The sequence below is a fragment of the Sorangium sp. So ce448 genome, assembly GCF_051520915.1.
Taxonomy (GTDB): domain Bacteria; phylum Myxococcota_A; class Polyangia; order Polyangiales; family Polyangiaceae; genus Sorangium; species Sorangium cellulosum_B.
The window spans coordinates 1,906,051-1,923,062 of record NZ_CP150343.1 but is presented as its reverse complement, the minus strand read 5'-3'; the positions used below and the strand labels follow the sequence as shown (position 1 = coordinate 1,923,062).

Annotated in this window: 10 protein-coding genes and 1 pseudogene; 7 read left to right on the top strand and 4 right to left on the bottom strand. The window is 72.7% G+C overall.

The genetic code is table 11. The features are described from left to right. Positions 1-283 precede the first annotated feature (283 nt). Positions 284-5,365: a sensor histidine kinase gene (locus tag WMF45_RS07275; protein ID WP_437716215.1), complete on the top strand. Its 5,082-nt coding sequence runs from the start codon at positions 284-286 to the stop codon at positions 5,363-5,365. A 62-nt stretch (positions 5,366-5,427) separates the two neighbouring features. On the opposite strand, the gene WMF45_RS07270 is transcribed toward WMF45_RS07275, so the two are convergent. The 4 genes from WMF45_RS07270 to WMF45_RS07255 form a co-directional block, all read right to left on the bottom strand. Further along, complete coding sequence (locus WMF45_RS07270; protein ID WP_437716214.1) at positions 5,428-5,997, bottom strand: cytochrome C; 570 nt, start codon at positions 5,995-5,997, stop codon at positions 5,428-5,430. Between the two features lie 65 nt (positions 5,998-6,062). After that, positions 6,063-8,216 carry a heavy metal translocating P-type ATPase gene (locus WMF45_RS07265; RefSeq protein WP_437716213.1) on the bottom strand — a complete coding sequence of 718 codons (2,154 nt, stop codon included), beginning with the start codon at positions 8,214-8,216 and terminating at the stop codon, positions 6,063-6,065. A 2-nt stretch (positions 8,217-8,218) separates the two neighbouring features. Beyond that, positions 8,219-8,815: a hypothetical protein gene (locus tag WMF45_RS07260; protein WP_437716212.1), complete on the bottom strand. Its 597-nt coding sequence runs from the start codon at positions 8,813-8,815 to the stop codon at positions 8,219-8,221. A 46-nt stretch (positions 8,816-8,861) separates the two neighbouring features. Next, positions 8,862-9,122 (bottom strand): hypothetical protein, encoded by a 261-nt coding sequence (locus WMF45_RS07255; RefSeq protein ID WP_437716211.1) that lies wholly within the window; start codon positions 9,120-9,122, stop codon positions 8,862-8,864. A 614-nt stretch (positions 9,123-9,736) separates the two neighbouring features. Here WMF45_RS07255 and tssC point away from each other — a divergent pair. From tssC to WMF45_RS07225, 6 genes and pseudogenes are all read left to right on the top strand, one after another. Then, a complete protein-coding gene (gene tssC, locus WMF45_RS07250; protein WP_437716210.1) occupies positions 9,737-11,209 on the top strand; it encodes a type VI secretion system contractile sheath large subunit in 1,473 nt (490 codons plus the stop codon). A 100-nt stretch (positions 11,210-11,309) separates the two neighbouring features. Then, the gene (locus WMF45_RS07245) at positions 11,310-13,424 is read left to right on the top strand and encodes a M13 family metallopeptidase (protein ID WP_437716209.1); all 2,115 of its coding nucleotides are present in this window, start codon (positions 11,310-11,312) and stop codon (positions 13,422-13,424) included. Positions 13,425-13,456: 32 nt separating this feature from the next. Then, positions 13,457-13,732 (top strand): annotated as a pseudogene (locus tag WMF45_RS07240) (glutathione S-transferase family protein); the annotation flags it as partial. Between the two features lie 275 nt (positions 13,733-14,007). Beyond that, the gene (locus tag WMF45_RS07235; RefSeq protein WP_437716208.1) at positions 14,008-14,655 is read left to right on the top strand and encodes an RNA polymerase sigma factor; all 648 of its coding nucleotides are present in this window, start codon (positions 14,008-14,010) and stop codon (positions 14,653-14,655) included. Next, on the top strand, positions 14,645-15,964 hold the full coding sequence (locus WMF45_RS07230) for a FecR domain-containing protein (protein ID WP_437716207.1): 1,320 nt from the start codon (positions 14,645-14,647) through the stop codon (positions 15,962-15,964). Before WMF45_RS07235 ends, WMF45_RS07230 begins: the two co-directional genes overlap by 11 nt. Beyond that, complete coding sequence (locus WMF45_RS07225; protein WP_437716206.1) at positions 15,961-17,010, top strand: hypothetical protein; 1,050 nt, start codon at positions 15,961-15,963, stop codon at positions 17,008-17,010. Before WMF45_RS07230 ends, WMF45_RS07225 begins: the two co-directional genes overlap by 4 nt. Positions 17,011-17,012 lie beyond the last annotated feature (2 nt).

Below are 17,012 nucleotides of genomic sequence, written 5' to 3'. Positions count from 1 at the left end.
TCCCCCTCTCACCCCTGCCCGTTTCACCCCTGTCCGCGCGGGCCCGACGGCCTGGCAAAAGACCGCTGGAGGGGACGCCTCGCGACGAGGGTGAGGCCGCGCAGCGCGCGTCATCGTGCCGAGAGGGTCGTGCCGAGAGGAAGGGAGCGGTGGCGCCGCCGCGCGATGGCGCGAAGCGCACAACCCGACGTCCCTCCCATATCACGAGACCCGGGACTTCCCGGCTCGCACCAGCACACATCCTGCTTTATATTCTCGCGGCCACGCGCGAGGGGGAACGCGTATGACTCGGGCGGAAGCGACTGAAGTCCACCGCTGCAGCCGATTTCTGCTCCGCAGACAGAGGCTTTCCGGGAGGATGGTCGTGCAGAAAACCGTTCGGGGGCGTCATCCAGCCCCGGGCGCGGCGGCCCTCCTGCTGCGCGAGCACGCCTTCCTGCGCCGGCTCGATGTGCCGGGGGTCGTGCGGCCGCTCGCGCTGGAGGGCCCGGAGAGCATGCCGGCGCTGTTCCTCGAGGACGCAGGCCCCGAGGACCTCGAGCGGCGGCTCGCGCGAGGGCCGCTGGCGCTGGATGCGTTCTTCGACATCGCCATCGCGCTCGCGGAGACGTGCGCGCGCATCCACGGGAGCGGCGTCGTCCACCGCGGGATCGCCCCAGGCCGCGTCGTCCTCGGCGAGGACGGGCAGGTCACCCTGGTCCATTTCTCGGACGCGGCCGAGCTGACGAGCATGCCCCGCGCCGTGGAGCTCGAGAAGCTCGACGCGCTCCCCTTCCTGTCCCCCGAGCAGCTGGGGCGCACCTGCTGGTTCATCGACGCGCGCTCCGATCTGTACGCGCTGGGAGCGACCTTCTACGCCATGCTCACCGGCGCGCCGCCCTTCAAGGACGCCGATCCGCTCGCGCTCGTGCACGCCCACATGGCGAGGAGCCCCGCGCCCGCGCACGTCGCGAGCCCCGGCGTCCCGGCCGTCCTCTCCGAGCTCGTGCAGCGGCTCCTCGCGAAGATGCCGGACCTGCGATACCAGAGCGCCGAGTGCCTCGCCCAGGACCTGCACGAGGCGCAGAGGCGATGGCGCGCCGCAGGCACCATCGCGCCGTTCGAGCTCGGCCGCATGGACCTGGCGCGGCGCCTCCCGCTGCCCGAGCGCCTGATCGACCGCGAGCGCGAGCTCGCCGCGCTGCGCGGCGCGCTCGCCCGCGTGTCGAACGGCGGGACGGAGCTCGCGCTGGTGACCGGGGAGGCAGGCGTCGGAAAGACGGCCCTCGTCGAGGCGCTGCAGGCCGCCGTCGCCGAGCGGGGCGGGCGGTTCATCCAGGGCAAGTTCGACCTGCGCGCGGCGAACGTCCCCTATGCGTCCCTGGCAGAGGCGCTCCGCGCCCTCGCTGCCGCGCTCCGCGCCGAGCCGGAGGAGAGCCGCGCGCAGCTCAGGGAGGCGGTCAGCGAGCGGAGCCGCGCCCTCGGCGAGCTCTGCCCGGAGCTCACCGAGCTCCTCGGGGACGCGCCGGCGCTGCCGGCCTCGGATCCGATGCGCGCGGAGAACCGCTTCCTGCTCGCGATCCAGGACTTCGTGCGCGCGGTGGCCAGCCAGCGGCCGCCGCTCGCGATCTTCCTCGACGACCTCCAGTGGACGGACGCGGCGTCGCTCCGCGTCCTCCGCGCCCTCGCCGCGGATCCAGGCAGCAAGCACGTGCTCCTGCTCGGCGCGTACCGGTCGAGGGAAGTCGGCGCCGCGCACCCGCTCCACCAGACCATCGAGGAGATCCGGGGCGCGCAGGTCCCCCCGATGACGCACCTCTCGCTCGGCCCGCTCGGCGTCGAGGCGGTCGTCGCGCTGCTCGCGGAGGCGCTCCGCTGCGAGCCGGAGCGCGCGCGCCCTCTCGCAGAGCTCTTCCTCGCCAAGACGGCGGGTAACCCCTTCTTCATCCGCCAGCTCCTCCGGTCGCTCCAGGAGAAAGGCCTGCTCCTCTTCGACGCGAGCCGCTCGACATGGATGTGGGATCTCGGCCGGATCGAGCGGGTCGGGGTCACCGACAACGTGGTCCAGCTGATGTCGGAGTCCGTCCGCAGGCTGCCCCAGGCGGCGCAGGAGCTCCTGCAGGTCGCCGCGTGCATCGGCAAGCGCGCGGAGCTCAGGCTCATCGCGGCGGTGCTCGGCCGATCCGTCGACGAGACGACCGCGTCGCTCGTCCAGCCGCTCCGCGAGGGGCTCGTGGTGCCGGACGGCACGTGCGAGCGCGAGGCGGGGCTCGCGATCCGGTTCGTCCACGACCGGGTCCAGCAGACGGCCTACGAGCTCGGGCCGGAGCAGCTCCGGATGCAGCTGCACCTGGAGATCGGCCGCTTCCTCGAGGCCACCTGCACCAACGGGACGGACGCGGCGCTCTTCGACGCCGCGGACCAGCTGAACCTGGGCGCCGCGCTGCTCGACGCGGAGCAGCGGGGCCACCTCGCCGAGCTCAACCACCGCGCCGGCGTGAAGGCGCGCCGCGCCGCGGCCTTCGGCCCGGCGCTCGCGTACTTCCGCGGCGGCCTCCGCCTGCTGCCGGACGGCGCCTTCCGCTCGCGCTACGAGCTCTGGTTCTCCCTCCACCGCGACGCGGCGGAGTGCGCGGCGCTGACCGATCAGCACGCGATGGCCCGCGCGCTCGTGGAAGAGGGGCTCCGCCACGCGGCGTCGATCCCGGAGAAGGTCGATCTCGAGGCGCTCCGGATCATGAGCACGACGATCACCGGCGAGCACGATCTGGCGCTCGGCTGGGGGCGCGACGCGCTGCGCGCGGACTTCGGGGTCGAGCTGTCCGCAGCCGATCTCGACGTGGAGATCGCGGCGCAGCGGCGGGCCATCGCCAGCCACCTCGGGGCGCGCTCGCCCGAGTCGCTCGTCGACTTACCCCGCGTGACCCGCCCGGAAGAGCGGGCCCGTATGAGGCTCCTCGCCGAGATGGTGGCCCCCGCCTGGTTCGCGGACCGGAAGCAGCTGGTGCTCCTCACCTCTCTCGGCGTCCGCTTCGCGCTGGAGCACGGCAACTCGAGCGAGTCGAGCCTCTCCTATGCAGGGCACGCGATGCTCCTCGCGGCCGAGGGCGACCTGTCGAGCGCCCAGGGCTTCGGCCAGCTCGCCGTGGAGCTCGCGCGGCGGTTCGAGGATCGCGCCCAGGAGACGATCGCCCGGTACATGTACAACGAGTTCGTTCACCCGTGGGTCGCGCCGCTCGCCTCGAGCGGGGCGCCGTTCCGAGAGATCATCGAGCTCGGCGTGTCGTCCGGCGAGCTCCGCTTCTCCTCGTACGCGCGCACGGGGCTCGTGGCACACTCGTTCGCCGCAGGGGTGGAGCTCGATCGCGTGCTGGTCGATCTGAACGACGCGCTCGCGTTCAGCCGGCAGACAGGCAACAAGTCGACGCTCTTCCACCAGCTCGCCTTCCGGCAGACCATCCGGTGCCTCAAGGGGCTGACGAGGGGCCGGAACGCGGCCGAGGACGCCGAGTTCGACGAGCAGGCCTTCCTCGAGGCGGCGCAGCGGGAGCCGCCGGCGAGGTGCGTGTATCACATCGGGCGCCTTCAGGCCTCGTACCTGCTCCGGGACCTGGCCGAGGCCATCGCTCACGCCGACGCGGCGGTCCCGTTCATTCACTTTCTCGGCGGCTACATCCCCGAGTGCCAGTGCTCGCTGTTCACCGCGCTCACGCTGCTGTGGCGCTGCGATGAGGCCGACGAGCACGAGAGGGCCGCGCTGCTCGCGCGCGTGGCCGACCTGCAGCGCGCCCTGCGAAGGTGGGAGCTCGGCTGCCCGGAGAACTTCCGCCCGTGGCGCCTCCTCGTCGACGCGGAGATCGCCCGCGTCGAGCGCAGGTTCGAGCTCGCCGGCGCGCTGTACGACGAGGCGGTCGAGGCGGCGACGCGCGGGGGGTTCGTCCACATCGCGGCGCTCGGCAACGAGCTGGCTGGGCGCTTCTACCACGGGCTCGGACGGGCGCGGATCGCGGCCATGTACCTGCGGGCCGCGCACCAGGGGTTCACCCGCTGGGGGGCCTCGGAGAAGGCCTGCGCGCTCGCGGAGGAGTTCGGGCTCGGCGGGCCCGGCGACGAGCCCGAGCTCGCGGAGGGGCTCCCGGCGGTCGCCCTCGACGCGCTCAGCTTGCTCAAGGCCGCCGAGACCCTCTCGAGCGAGATCGTGCTCGATCGGCTGCTCGAGAAGCTCCTGGGCGTCTGCCTGGAGGCAGCCGGCGCGCAGTGCGGCGCGCTCGTGCTCGAGGAAGAGGGGGAGCTCTTCGTGCGGGCCCAGGGGTCCGTCGCCACCCCGGTCTCCATCGAGCGCACGCCGCTCTCCCGGTCGCGCGAGGTCCCCCGGCGGGTCGTCGAGCACGCCCACATGGCGTGCGAGCTCCTCGTGCTCGACGACGCGGACAGCGCGCCGGCGCGTGACCGCGATCCTCACTTCGCCGGGGGCGGCTCGCGGTCGGTCCTTGTCCTGCCCATCCAGCGGAACGAGGCGCGGCTCGGGGTGGTTTACCTCGAGAACAACCTCGCCACGTACGCCTTCACGCGCGCTCGCGTCCACGTGCTGGAGCTCCTCTCCGACCAGATCGCGATCGCCCTCGAGAACGCCCGCCTCTACCGCGAGGCGCAGCACGCGGTGCGCGTCCGCGACGAGTTCCTCAGCGTCGCGTCGCACGAGCTCAGGACGCCCGTCACCTCCCTGCGCCTCGGCCTCCAGGCGCTGCTCCGCCGGGGAGACCACGCGTCCGACGAGCGCCTCGCGCGCGCCCTGCAAAGGATGGATCGGCAGGTGCAGCGGCTCGTCCGGCTGATCGACGACGTGCTCGACGTGTCGCAGCTCCACACGGGCCGGCTGGAGCTGCACGTCGAGCCGGTCGATCTCGCGGAGGTCGTGGACGACGTCCTGGAGCGGCTCACCGAGCGCATCGCGCAGTCCGGCTCGTCCGTGAGCGTGCGCGCCGAGCCGTCCATCGTGGGCTCGTGGGACAGGAGCAGGCTGGAGCAGGTGGTCTCGAACCTGCTCGACAACGCCCTCAAGTTCGGCGCGGGCAAGCCGATCGAGGTCTCGGTCGCGCGGAAGGACGGCACGGCAGAGCTCGTGGTGCAGGATCAGGGCATCGGGATCCCGGTGGGGAGGCTCCCGCACGTGTTCGACCGGTTCGAGCGCGCGGTGTCGAGCCGCCACTTCGGCGGGCTCGGGCTCGGGCTCCACGTCGTGAAGAGCATCGTCGAGGCGCTCGGCGGCGCGGTGCGCGTCGTCAGCCGGCCGGACGAGGGGGCGCGGTTCACGGTGGAGCTGCCCTGCGAGCGGCCGGCGGCGAGCCACGCGGCGTCGGCGACGCTCGGCGGCCTGCACGCCTGACGCAAGCCGACGCGAACCGACGCGAACCGACGCGAACCGACGCGAGGCGATGACGATGACGACTACGGCCTGCTCTTCGGCTGCTGCGGGACCATGAGGATGTACGGCGTCGCAGGCTCCTCCTCGGGTGACACCGCGCGGGGCGCGGGGGTGCCCTTCTCACCGAGGCTCCGGATGAAGCGGTACATCGCGACGAGATCGCGATCGTGCATCGTCACGTAGTTGAGCCATGGCATCGGCGGCCGGCCGGCGGCCTCGCGGAACATCCGCACCCAGGCCTCCTCGCTGAGGTTCTGGGCGGAGATCCGGAGGTTCGCCGCATAACTCGTCCCCCACGGACCTCGGTAGCCGACGTCGCTGCCCGTCAGCCACTCCGAGGTCGGGAGCTTGCCGCTCGATCGGTCCCAGCCGGGCGTATGGCAGTCGTTGCACCCGCCCACGAGGATCAGGTACCGGCCGGCCTCCTCCGGGCTCCCCGCCGCGACGTGCGGCGAGGCAGGCGCCCGTGCGACGGCTGCACAGCCGATCAACGCCAGGAGCGCCGCGCCGGGCAGCCACTGCACAGTCCGGCGCGCCGCGCGCGCCCGGTCCGCGGCGGACGATCTCGATCCGGCGCGCGTTTCGCTCTGCATTCCAACCATTCCATCCCTCGTGCAGCGCGCGTGCCGGGCTGCGGCGCGGCGCGCGGACGAGCGCGCTAGGGGCCGCCGGCGCGGGCCTTCTTGCGCGGCGCCGCCATGAGCGGACGGAGTCCGTTCACGCAGGCGAGGACCGCGGAGCCGTTGTTCATGAGCGTCGCCGCGACCGGGTTGAGGAGCCCGGGGATCGACAGCGCGTACGCGACCGCGTTCACGGCGAGGATCATCGAGAAGTTCTGGTGGATGAGGCGCATCGCGGCGCGCGAGATGTCGATCGCCTCGATGAGCTTCGACAGGTCGTCCTCGACGAGGACGACGCCCGCCGTCTCCCGGGCGATCTCGGCGCCCGCGGACACGCTGATGCCGATGTCGGCGTACGACAGCGCCGGAGAGTCGTTGATGCCGTCCCCGACGACCGCGACCGTGCGGCCCTCCTGCGTCATCCGGCGCGTGATCTCCGCCTTGTCCTCGGGCAGCATCTCCGCGAAGTACCGGGGGATGCCGAGCTCGAGCGCGACCTGCCTGGCCACCTCGCGGCTGTCGCCCGTCAGCATGACGATGTCCTCGATCCCGCGCGCGCGCAGGCTGCTGATCGTCGCGCGGCTCTCGGCCCGGATGGCGTCGCGGCAGGCGAGCGTGGCGACGTGCCGCCCGTCGACGGCGAGGAAGAGGAGCGATTTCGCCGCCGCCTCGAGCGCCTTCCTCGCGCCGGGCTCGGCGCGGCAGGGGATGCCGAGCTCGTCGAGGAAGCGGGGGCTGCCGAGCTGCACGACCTTGCCGAACACCCTGGCCTGCACGCCCCGGCCGACGAGGTAGCGGGACTCCTCCCGGTCCGGGATCGTCAGGCACCACGCCTCGGCGAGCCGGAGCACGGCCTGCGATACGGGGTGGGTCTGCCGCGCGGACACCGCGGCGGCGAGGGTCGCCGCCTCGCGCTCGGACAGGGCGTCGTGGACGAGGAGATCCGTCACCTCGGGGATGCCGGAGGTCAGCGTGCCCGTCTTGTCGAACACCACGGTCGACACCTTCGCGAGCTTCTCGATGTACGCGCCGCCCTTGATGAGGATCCCACGCCGCGCCGCGGCGTTCATCGACGCGAGCACCGTCGTCGGGGCCGAGACCCGCGGTCCGGTGCCGAAGTCGATCGTCAGGATCGCGGACACGCGGCCGAGGTCCCTGGTCGCGGCGAGCACGACCGCCGAGCAGGCGAGGGCCGGCGGGACGAGCCGGTTCGCCACGAGCTCCGCGTAGTTCTGCGCGCGCGTCTCCAGCGCGGGCGCGCTCTCGATGAGCCGCGCCGTGCTCGCGGCGGTCGTGTCGCCGCCGACCCGCTCGGCGCGGATGTACAGCTTGCCGTCCTTGATGACGGTCGCCGCGAAGCAGCGGTCGCCGGGGCCCTTGAGCACGGGCATCGACTCGCCGGTCAGCGTCTGCTGATCGACGAGCCCCTCGCCGTCCGTGACCGTCCCGTCGACCGGGATGACCGAGCCGGTGTAGACGACGAGGACGTCTCCGGCGGCGAGCTCGGCCACCGGGATCTGCACCTTCACGTCGCCGCGGACCACCCACGCGAGGTCCTGCTGGTACTCGAGCAGGCCGCTGATCGCGCGCCGGGCGCGCGCCTGGGTGAGATCGCGGATGTGGTCGCCGAGCGTGACCAGCCAGATGATGCCGGCCGCGTTGATGGCGTTTCCGGTCGCCACGGCCGAGGCGATCGCCAGGCTGTCGAGCAGGTCGACGTTGAGCTTGCGGTCCCGCACCACCGAGTCCCAGGCCCTCTTGAGGATGGGCGCGGACGTCGCGGCGATGAACGGGTACGCGAGCAGCGGCGAGACGAAGCTGCCGAGCGAGAGGACCATGCCGACGCTCGACAGGTAGAGCGGGCGCTTCGCGAGGGCGGCCGCGCGCCGTACCTCCCGGGCGGCGCGCGCGGCGCGCAGCGCCCCTCGCGGGGCCGGCGCGGCGGAGGCCGAGGCGGCGGCGCGCACGATGGCCTCGAGGTCGACGTGCCGCGGGTCGTGCTCGACGACGGCGCTCGACGCGCCCTCGGCGATGCGCACGGACAGGACCCCGGGCACGGCGGTGAGCCCCGCCTCGAGCAGCGGACCGAACGCCGCGTCCTTCCCGAGGCGCGGGAGCCGCAGGCGGACCCTGCCCGGGATCGCGTGGACCACCGAGACCGGCTCGGTCGCGGTCGACAGGAGCGCGGCCATCGTCACCCCGCCTCGCCGCCGGTGGGTGTGGGTACGCCCGCGCCCGCGCTCGCGAAGAAGCTCTGGATACGGCCGTGGTTCAGCACCACGAAGAAGTCGACCCCGTACTTCACGAGCGTGATCCAGTGGGGCATGCCCGGGGAGCGCCGCATCATCAGCTGGAGAATCCCGGACCCGACGAGGAGCGCCGGGACCAGGAGCTTGAGGTCGACCTGCTGCGGCGGGACGACCTGCGACGCCGCGTTCAGCCTGTCCGCGGCCTGGACGACGAGGCGCGCCGTCCGGCCCGGGCTCGGCGGCTCGGCGGGCGCCGCGCAGGGCGAGGGCGTGAGCCCATCGATCGTGCGACAGCTACAGTCCGAGAGCTCGGGGATGTGCGCGAGCTCGGAGAAGACGTCCTCCAGCGGGACATCGGGCTCGTGCTCGATCGTGAGGCTCGCGGCCCACGCGCTCGCCCGCGCGTCGACGACGCTGGGGCACGCGCGCGCCAGCTCCGCGATCTCCTCGGCCCTCGCCGGGTCCCTGCGCAGCGCGGGGACGGCGAGGCGCACGCGCCCTGGAACCCAGTGGATGATGACGACCCCTCGATCGCTCGGCATGTCTCACCTCCCGGCCTGCGCGGCCGGGTCACCGGAACACCTCTCTTCAGCGCCCGGGCGGCTCCATCTCCGCGCGCGACCACCCCTGCGCGCCGCCCGAGCCGGCGCGCTGCTCCTGGCGCGCCATCTCCTCCCTCACCTCGGCGACGAGGTCGGCGAGCCTCTCCCTGCCCTCGTCGAGCGCGCCCCTGATCGCGTCCACGGCGACGAAGCCTAGCTTCATGCCCCTCTTGACGGTCGGACGCGTGATCCTCGTCAAGCTGGTGAGCCCTATCCCGATGATGATGCCGAGCCCGAGGCGTTCCATCCCCACTCCTCTCCTCGAAATCCACGACCCAAGGCGCGCCTTGGAGCGCCGAATGCCGACAACGCACGAAGGCGCGCCGGATGCTGACGACGCGCAGACGCGCGCCGAAAGACAGAGAATCTGGACCACACAGGCACGGGGCACACGGAGAGATAGACAGAGACAGGCGATGTCCGCTGTCCCTCCGTGCTCCCACTGCCCATTTCACTCGGTCCCGAGCCGTTCGGGGCGCTGGCGCCGCGCGGCGCCGCGCGGCCACGACCAGGACGGGCGCCGCCGCGGGGGCGTCGGCGCCTGATCCGGGAGTGCGAGAGGGCAGACTCGAACGAAAGCCCTTATGTCTTCGGCTTCCGTGGGAGCACCCACACGTGATTTGTAACACTGCAGTCGCGCGATCGCCATGGGCTTTTCATGTCCGGTCGACACCTGACTCGCGTGCTGAGGGAGCGTTCCGCGCGGGCGTCCGAGGCGCGCCGAGCGCGCGTTTCTCCTCTGGCCGCGCCGCGCCATGCCGCGCCGCCGCGCTCTCGCCCCGCCCGGGCGGGGCGCGGCGCGGCGCGCGCCGGCGTGTCCGTCGCTTCCAGCCGGCGAGCGACCGTGGTAAATTTCCGGACATGCAAGCGGGGCAGCGCGAAGAGCCGGTGATGGGGAGCAATGGCTCTCTCCTTGCGGAGCTCCTGGCGGAGACGGGGGTCACCGCGACGAGCGGCGCCTACCACGATGTGAAGCGGGGCGTGGAGGCGGTGGTCGGCAAGGTCGCGGGCCGCCCGGAGGCGGGCGCGGCGCTGGACAGCGCCCTCATCGACCTGTGGATCTCCGAGATCGACCAGCGGCTGTCGCGGCAGATCGACGAGATCCTGCATCACCCGGTGTTCCAGCGCCTCGAGGCCGCGTGGCGCGGCCTGAAGTTCGCCATCGATCACATCGACTTCCGGGAGAACATCCGCGTCGAGATCCTCAACTGCTCGAAGGACGATCTGCTCGCGGATTTCGAGGACTCGTCCGAGGTCGTGAGGAGCGGCCTCTACAAGATCGTCTATTCGTCGGAGTTCGGCAATTTCGGCGGCAAGCCGTTCGGCGCCGTCGTCTCGAACTACGAGTTCGGCCCCGTGCCCCAGGACATCGCGCTCCTCCAGAAATGCGCGGCGGTGGCGACGATGGCGCACGCGCCGTTCCTGGCCGTCGCGGGCCCGCAGTTCTTCGGGCTCAAGGACTACCGGAAGGTGCCGCACCTCGGCGACATCAAGGCGCTCTTCGAGGGGCCGCAGTACGTGAAGTACACAGCGTTCCGCGAGTCCGAGGACGCGCGCTACGTCGGCCTGCTCCTCCCCCGCTTCCTCCTTCGCCTGCCCTACGGGGCGAGCACCTCGCCCATACGGGCGTTCTCCTACGAGGAGGACGTCGTCGGCAACCACGCGGCGTACTGCTGGGGGGCGCCCACCTACGCGATGGCGACCCGGCTCGCCGAGAGCTTCGCGCGCCACCGCTGGTGCCTGCACATCATCGGGCCGCAATCCGGCGGCACCGTCGAGGGGCTCACGCTCCACGAGTACGAGGCGCTCGGCGCCATCCAGACGAAGATCCCGACCGAGATCATGCTGACCGAGCGCCGCGAGTTCGAGCTCAGCGAGGAGGGCTTCATCGGGCTCACGTTCCGCAAGGACACGGACAACGCCTGCTTCTTCTCCGCGAACTCGGCGCAAAAGCCCAAGTACTTCGGCCAGAGCGAGGAGGGGCGCGCCGCCGAGGTCAACTACCGGCTCGGCACACAGCTGCCCTACGTCTTCCTCGTCAGCCGGCTCGCCCACTACCTCAAGGTCATGCAGCGCGAGCAGATCGGCACATGGAAGGAGCGCGGCGACCTCGAGCGCGAGCTGAACAGCTGGCTCAGCCAGTATGTCGCGGACATGGATGTCGTGTCGCCCGCCGTGCGCTCGCGCAGGCCGCTCCGCAAGGGGCGGACCTCGGTGACCGAGGTCGAGGGGAGCGCGGGCTGGTACCGGGTCCACCTCGAGGTGCGCCCGCACCTCAAGTACATGGGGGCCTATTTCACCCTGAGCCTGATGGGCAAGCTCGACCGGGAGTGAGGCCGGCCCCGCTCCGGGCGGATGCGGTCGCGAGCGCGCGCTGCCGCGGCGGGCGGCCATCGCGAGCCCGCGCGACGGCCGGCCTGTGGTAGAGCGCTGTATGCGCACGCTCCGACAGCCTGCCGCTCCCCTCGCGCTCACCGTGGCCCTCTCCGCGCTGGCGGCCTGCGGCCCCGCCGCGAGCCCGCCGCCGGCGCCCCCGCCCCCCACCGTGAAGGCGCTGATGCCGCCGGCGCCGCAGGGCCTCCCTGTCGTCGAGACGAAGCTCGAGAGCGTCGGGCTCGACGAGGCCGCGCTCGACCGATCGGCGAACCCCTGCGAGGACTTCTACCAGTTCGCGTGCGGCGGATGGCTGGCGAAGACCGAGATACCGGGGGACGAGTCCACCTGGATGCGGAGCTTCCACGAGATCGAGAAGCGCAACGAGGCGGAGCTCCGGCGCATCCTCGAGGACGCCGCGAGCGCCGGCGACCGGGATCCGGTGACCAAGAAGATCGGCGCCTACTACGGCGCGTGCATGGACGAGCCCGCGGTCGAGGCCGCCGGCGCGAAGCCCATCGCGGACCTCCTCGCGAAGGCGCGGCGGGTGCGCGACCCGAAGGGCCTCGGGGCGCTCGTCACCGAGCTCCACCGCCGCCGCATCTGGGCGCTGTTCGACATCGTATCCGCGCAGGACATGAAGGACGCGACGCGCGTCATCGCGCAGCTCGACCAGAGCGGTCTCGGCCTGCCAGACCGCGACTACTACCTCAACGAGGACGACAAATCGAAGGCGCTCCGCAAGACCTACGAGGAGCACGTCGCGCGGATGATGCGGCTCGCCGGGGCGCAGGAGGCGGCGGCGAAGGCGGCGGCGCTCGACGTCGTGCAGATCGAGACCGAGCTCGCGAAGATCTCGAAGACGCGGGTCGAGCGGCGGGACCCGGCGGGCCTCTACAACAAGCTCGACCGGGCGGCGCTCGCGAAGGCCGCGCCGGCGTTCTCGTGGGACGCGTATTTCCAGGGGCTCGGCCTCCAGGACGTCAAGGAGGTCAACGTGACCTCCGTCCGGTTCTTCGAGGGGCTCTCCCGGCTGCTCACGTCGGTGAAGCCCGCCGCGTGGCAGAGCTACCTTTCATGGCACGTGGTGCGCTCCATGACGCCCGCGCTGCCCAAGGCGTTCGTCGACGAGAGCTTCACGCTGCAGGCCGCGCTCACCGGGCAGAAGGAGGTGCGGCCGCGCTGGAAGCGCTGCGTGGACGCGACCGATGACGCGCTCGGCGAGCTGCTCGCGCAGCCGTTCGTCAAGACGAGCTTCCCCGGCGCGAGCAAGCCCGCGGCCGAGGCGATGGTGCACCAGATCAGCGACGCGTTCGCGCGCGACGTCCGGGCGCTCGACTGGATGGATGAGGGCACGCGGCAGCGCGCGCTCGCCAAGCTCGCCGCGATGGCGTACCTCATCGGATATCCCGACAAGTGGAGGACCTACGATTTCGAGGTCGATCCGGGATCGTACGCGAAGAACGCGCTCGCCGCGCGCGCCTTCCACACGCGGTGGGACCTCGGGAAGATCGACAAGCCGCTCGATCGCGACGAGTGGCAGATGAGCCCGCCCACCGTGAACGCCTATTACGACCCGCAGCGCAACCACATGGTCTTCCCGGCCGGCATCCTGCAGCCGCCGTTCTACAGCGTGAGCTCGGCCGCGGCGGTGAACCTCGGCGGCATCGGCATGGTGGTCGGGCACGAGCTCACGCACGGGTTCGACGACGCGGGCTCGCAGTTCGACCAGAAGGGCAACCTGGAGGACTGGTGGTCGAAGGAGGTCGGGGCGGCGTTCAAGGAGAAGACCGGCTGCGTCGAGGCGCAGTACTCGGCCTTCGAGGCGCTGCCGGGGCTGAAGCTGAACGGCAAGCTGACGCTGGGCGAGAACATCGCGGATCTCGGGGGCGTGAAGCTCGCGTTCATGGCGTACCGCGCCATGCGCAAGGGCGCGGCGGAGCAGACGGTCGCGAGCGGCTTCACGGAAGATCAGCAGTTCTTCCTCGCGCACGGGCAGTCCTGGTGCGGCAAGCTGCGCGACGAGGCGCTCCGGCTGATGGTCCAGGTGAACCCGCACTCCCCGCCGCGGTTCCGCGTCAACGGCCCGCTCGCGAACCTCCCGGAGTTCGGCGAGGCGTTCAGGTGCGCGCCGGGCACGCCGATGCGGCCGGCCAAGACGTGCGCTGTCTGGTAGCCGCGCGCGGCGGGCTCGGTTAAAGAGCCTCCATGATCCTGATTGGCCAGTACGACTCTCCCTTCGTGCGCCGCGTCGCCGTGGCGCTCCAGCATTACGGGCTCGCGTACGAGCACCGCCCGTGGTCGGTGTGGGCCGACGCGGAGTCCATCGCGAAGTACAACCCGCTCCGGCGGGTCCCCGTGCTCGTGACGGACGGCGGGGAGCCGCTCGTGGAGAGCGCGGCGATCCTCGACGCCCTCGACGACCTGGTGGGGCCCGATCGCGCGCTCCTGCCGCGCTCGGGCGAGGCGCGCCGCGCTGCCCTTCCGCGTCCTCGAGGTCGCGCGCGGCGCCTGAGCCCCGGTCGCTCTTGCGGGAAACTTACATCCCCACGCCAGTCACTCCCGTGGTGAGCCGGTTCGAGCCCGAGCCGCTACTGCATGGAAGTGCGCTTCGCCAGCTGGACCGAAGACGCCCCGCCGCGCGCGCGGCATCTGCGGACGTGCGCGGGGCGCGCTCCCCCGGCCGCCCCGACTCACCTTCTTGCGCCGGGAGCACCGGCTCGGTACTGTGACTGCTCCGCACGACCGCTGCGGGAGTCATGAGCCCTCGGAGCGATGCCGTAGCACGTAAAGCCAGCCTTGCCATCACTCCTCCGGAGAGTGGCGGTCCCGACGAGGGTGAGGTGGTGCGCGCGCTCGTGACAGGGGAGCCATGGGCGGCAGCAGCGGTATGGAACAAGCATGCTCCGAAGGTGTTCCGGATCGCGGCGCGCGTACTCGGGCCGGGCGCCGACGCCGAGGACATCACCCAGGAGGTGTTCGTGCGGGTTTTCTCCAAGATATCCGGGCTGAGGGACCCGGACGCGCTGGGAAGCTTCGTGTTCTCGGTGACCGTTCGAATCCTCAAGTGGGAGCTCCGGCGAAGGCGCGTGCGGCGCATCCTCCAGCTGTCGGACACCGCGGATCTTCCGGAGCACCCCGTCGAGCCGGCCGACAGCGAGGCGCGCGAGGCGCTGGGGCGTCTCTACGCGATCCTCGACACGCTGAGCGCGGACGATCGGACCGCGTTCGTGCTCCGGCACATGGAGGGCATGAGCCTGCAAGAGATCGCAGAGGCGGTCGGCGTCTCGCTGGCCACCGTCAAGCGGCGGCTCGGCCGGGCCACCAAGCGCGTGTCGTCGCTGGTGGAGAGCGACACGACCCTCGCCGCCTACGGCATGAGAGAAGAGGCACGGGATGAACCCTGACGAGGCGAAGGAGCCGGAGCTGAGCCCGAGGGCGGCGCGCCTGGTCGAGCTCTCGTGCCAGTCGCTCGGCGCGATGACGCACCAGCAGCGCACCCGGGGGCTGCTTCGCGTGACGGAGCGGACGGCGGCGCGCCGGGGCTTCCGGTCCTCGCCGCTGCTCGCAGGAGGGCTGTCGCTCGCCGTCGCCGCCACGGGCGTGCTCGCGTTCCGAGGGTGGCAGCGGCGGGCGCACGGAGATCGGCTGTCCTACGAAGTCGAGGGGGGCGTCGCGAAGGACGGCGATCTCCAGGCGGACGCGTCGAGCCGCCCGACGTTGCGGTTCTCGGACGGCACCGAGGTGCAGCTCGCCGAGGGGGCGCGCGCGCACATCGCGGCGGTGACCGCGCAGGGCGCCCGGGTGGCGCTCGACAAGGGCGAGGTCCACGCGCGCGTGGTCCACCGGTCGGAGACGCAGTGGCTGTTCGACGCGGGGCCGTTCGTCGTGACCGTGACCGGGACGGCCTTCGCGCTCGCCTGGGCGCCGGACGACGAGCGGCTCGACCTCCGGCTCGAGGACGGCTCCGTCGCCGTCCATGGGCCGCTCTCCGCGGAGCCGATCGCGGTGCGCGCAGGGCAGTGGCTGACGGTCCGGGTGCGCAACGGAGAGGTTCTCCTCCGGGACCTCGACGCGCGGCAGGGTGCCGAAGCGGCGCCCGCCCCGCCTCCCTCCGCCTCCGCGCTGGCCGCCGCTCCGCCCGCCGAAGGCCGCGCGGAGGCCCCGGTCGCCTCGCCGGCCGCCGCCGAGCCGCGCGGCGAGCCCGCGGCCGCGCGGGGGACGGCGCGCGGCCCGGAGGCGGGGCCGAAGCGCGACTGGGCCGGCAAGCTCGCGGCCGGCAAGCTCGACGCCATCGTCGACGAGGCGCAGCGCCTCGGGCTCGACGCCGCCCTCGCCGAGAGCACGAGCGAGGAGCTCGCGGCCCTCGCGGACGCGGCGCGATACACCCGGCGGACCGACGTCGCGCGGAGGGCGCTCCTCGCGCAGCGGCGGCGGTTCCCGGGGACGCGCCGGGGCGCCGAGGCGGCGTTCCTGCTCGGGCGGCTCGCGGAGGCACAGGAGGGGCCGGCCGCAGCGCTCGCCTGGTTCGAGAGCTACCTGAAGGAGACGCCGCAAGGGGGGGCCTATGCCTCCGAGGCGCTCGGGCGCAAGATGGTGCTCGTGCAGGGGCTCCAGGGCGATGACCGGGCCGAGCTGGTCGCGCGGGAGTACCTGCGCCGGTTCCCGGGCGGCACTTACGCGCAGGCGGCGCGGGCCCTCGCCCGGACGCCGTGAGGCGCGCGCTCGCGCAGGCGCTCGCGCTCCTCCTGGCGGCGGCGAGCGCCGTGGCCTCCGCGGAGCCTGCCCGCGTGGTCCTCGTGCGGCCCGGCGCCGCGGACCCGTCGATCGCGGAGGCGCTGATCCGCATCCGGGGGGAGCTGGTCGCCGACGGCTTCGACGTCGTGCTCGCGGACGCGAGCGCCGCCTCGGCGCCCCGGTCGGCCGAGATCGACGTCGCGCAGCAGCGCGGCTCCGCGGCGCTCATCGGGATGTCGCTGGAGCCGGACGCCCAGGCCGCCGAGCTCTGGGTGGTCGACCGGCTCACGAGCAAGACGCTCACGCGGCGGATCGACATCCGCGGCGAGCCGCGGGCGCGCATGGCCGAGGTGCTCGCCGTGCGCGCGGTCGAGCTGCTCCGGGCGAGCCTGCTCGAGCTCCTGATGGCCTCGCGGCGCTCCGCGGAGGGGGCGTCCCCGCCGCCCGTGGCGAGCGACGCGCGCCGGCACGCGTCCCGGTGGGCGGAGCGGTCGCTGGACGGGGCGCGCCGGTCGACGTGGGGGGTCGAGCTGGGGGGCGCGCTCCTCGCGAGCCCGGGCGGCGTCGGCCCCGCGCTGCTCTCGGTCGGGCGCCTCCGCTTCGCGCCGCTGCGGCCGTTCCAGGCGCGCCTGTCGCTCGCGGGGCTCGGGACGGCCCCGCGCGTCGACGGGCCGCAGGGCAGCGCCACGGTGGCCCAGCGGCTCGCGCTCGTCGAGTTCGCGGTCCTCCCCTGGCCCGACCTGCGCGTTCGCCCGATGCTCTCGGCCGGCGCGGGGGCGCTGCACGCGTCGGTCGACGGCGAGGCAGCGTGGCCGTACCGGGGCGTCCACAGCGCCCGGTGGGCGTTCTCGGCGGACGCCGGTCTGGGCGCCGAGATCGAGCTCGTGCGGGGGCTCGACATCTCCGTCGAGGGGCACGTGCTCGTCGCCGAGCCGTATCCCGTGGTGCGCTTCCTCAACGACGAGGTGGCGTCCGGCGCGCGCCCGGCACTGCTCGGCAGCCTCAGCTTCGTGGGGTGGCTGTGAGA

Coding starts and splice junctions, on each gene's coding strand:
- WMF45_RS07255 (WP_437716211.1), bottom strand. CDS start 9,122: ATGGAACGCCTCGGGCTCGGCATCATCATCGGGATAGGGCTCACCAGC.
- WMF45_RS07235 (WP_437716208.1), top strand. CDS start 14,008: ATGAGCCCTCGGAGCGATGCCGTAGCACGTAAAGCCAGCCTTGCCATC.
- WMF45_RS07270 (WP_437716214.1), bottom strand. CDS start 5,997: ATGCAGAGCGAAACGCGCGCCGGATCGAGATCGTCCGCCGCGGACCGG.
- WMF45_RS07260 (WP_437716212.1), bottom strand. CDS start 8,815: ATGCCGAGCGATCGAGGGGTCGTCATCATCCACTGGGTTCCAGGGCGC.
- WMF45_RS07245 (WP_437716209.1), top strand. CDS start 11,310: ATGCGCACGCTCCGACAGCCTGCCGCTCCCCTCGCGCTCACCGTGGCC.
- tssC (WP_437716210.1), top strand. CDS start 9,737: ATGCAAGCGGGGCAGCGCGAAGAGCCGGTGATGGGGAGCAATGGCTCT.
- WMF45_RS07230 (WP_437716207.1), top strand. CDS start 14,645: ATGAACCCTGACGAGGCGAAGGAGCCGGAGCTGAGCCCGAGGGCGGCG.
- WMF45_RS07265 (WP_437716213.1), bottom strand. CDS start 8,216: ATGGCCGCGCTCCTGTCGACCGCGACCGAGCCGGTCTCGGTGGTCCAC.
- WMF45_RS07275 (WP_437716215.1), top strand. CDS start 284: ATGACTCGGGCGGAAGCGACTGAAGTCCACCGCTGCAGCCGATTTCTG.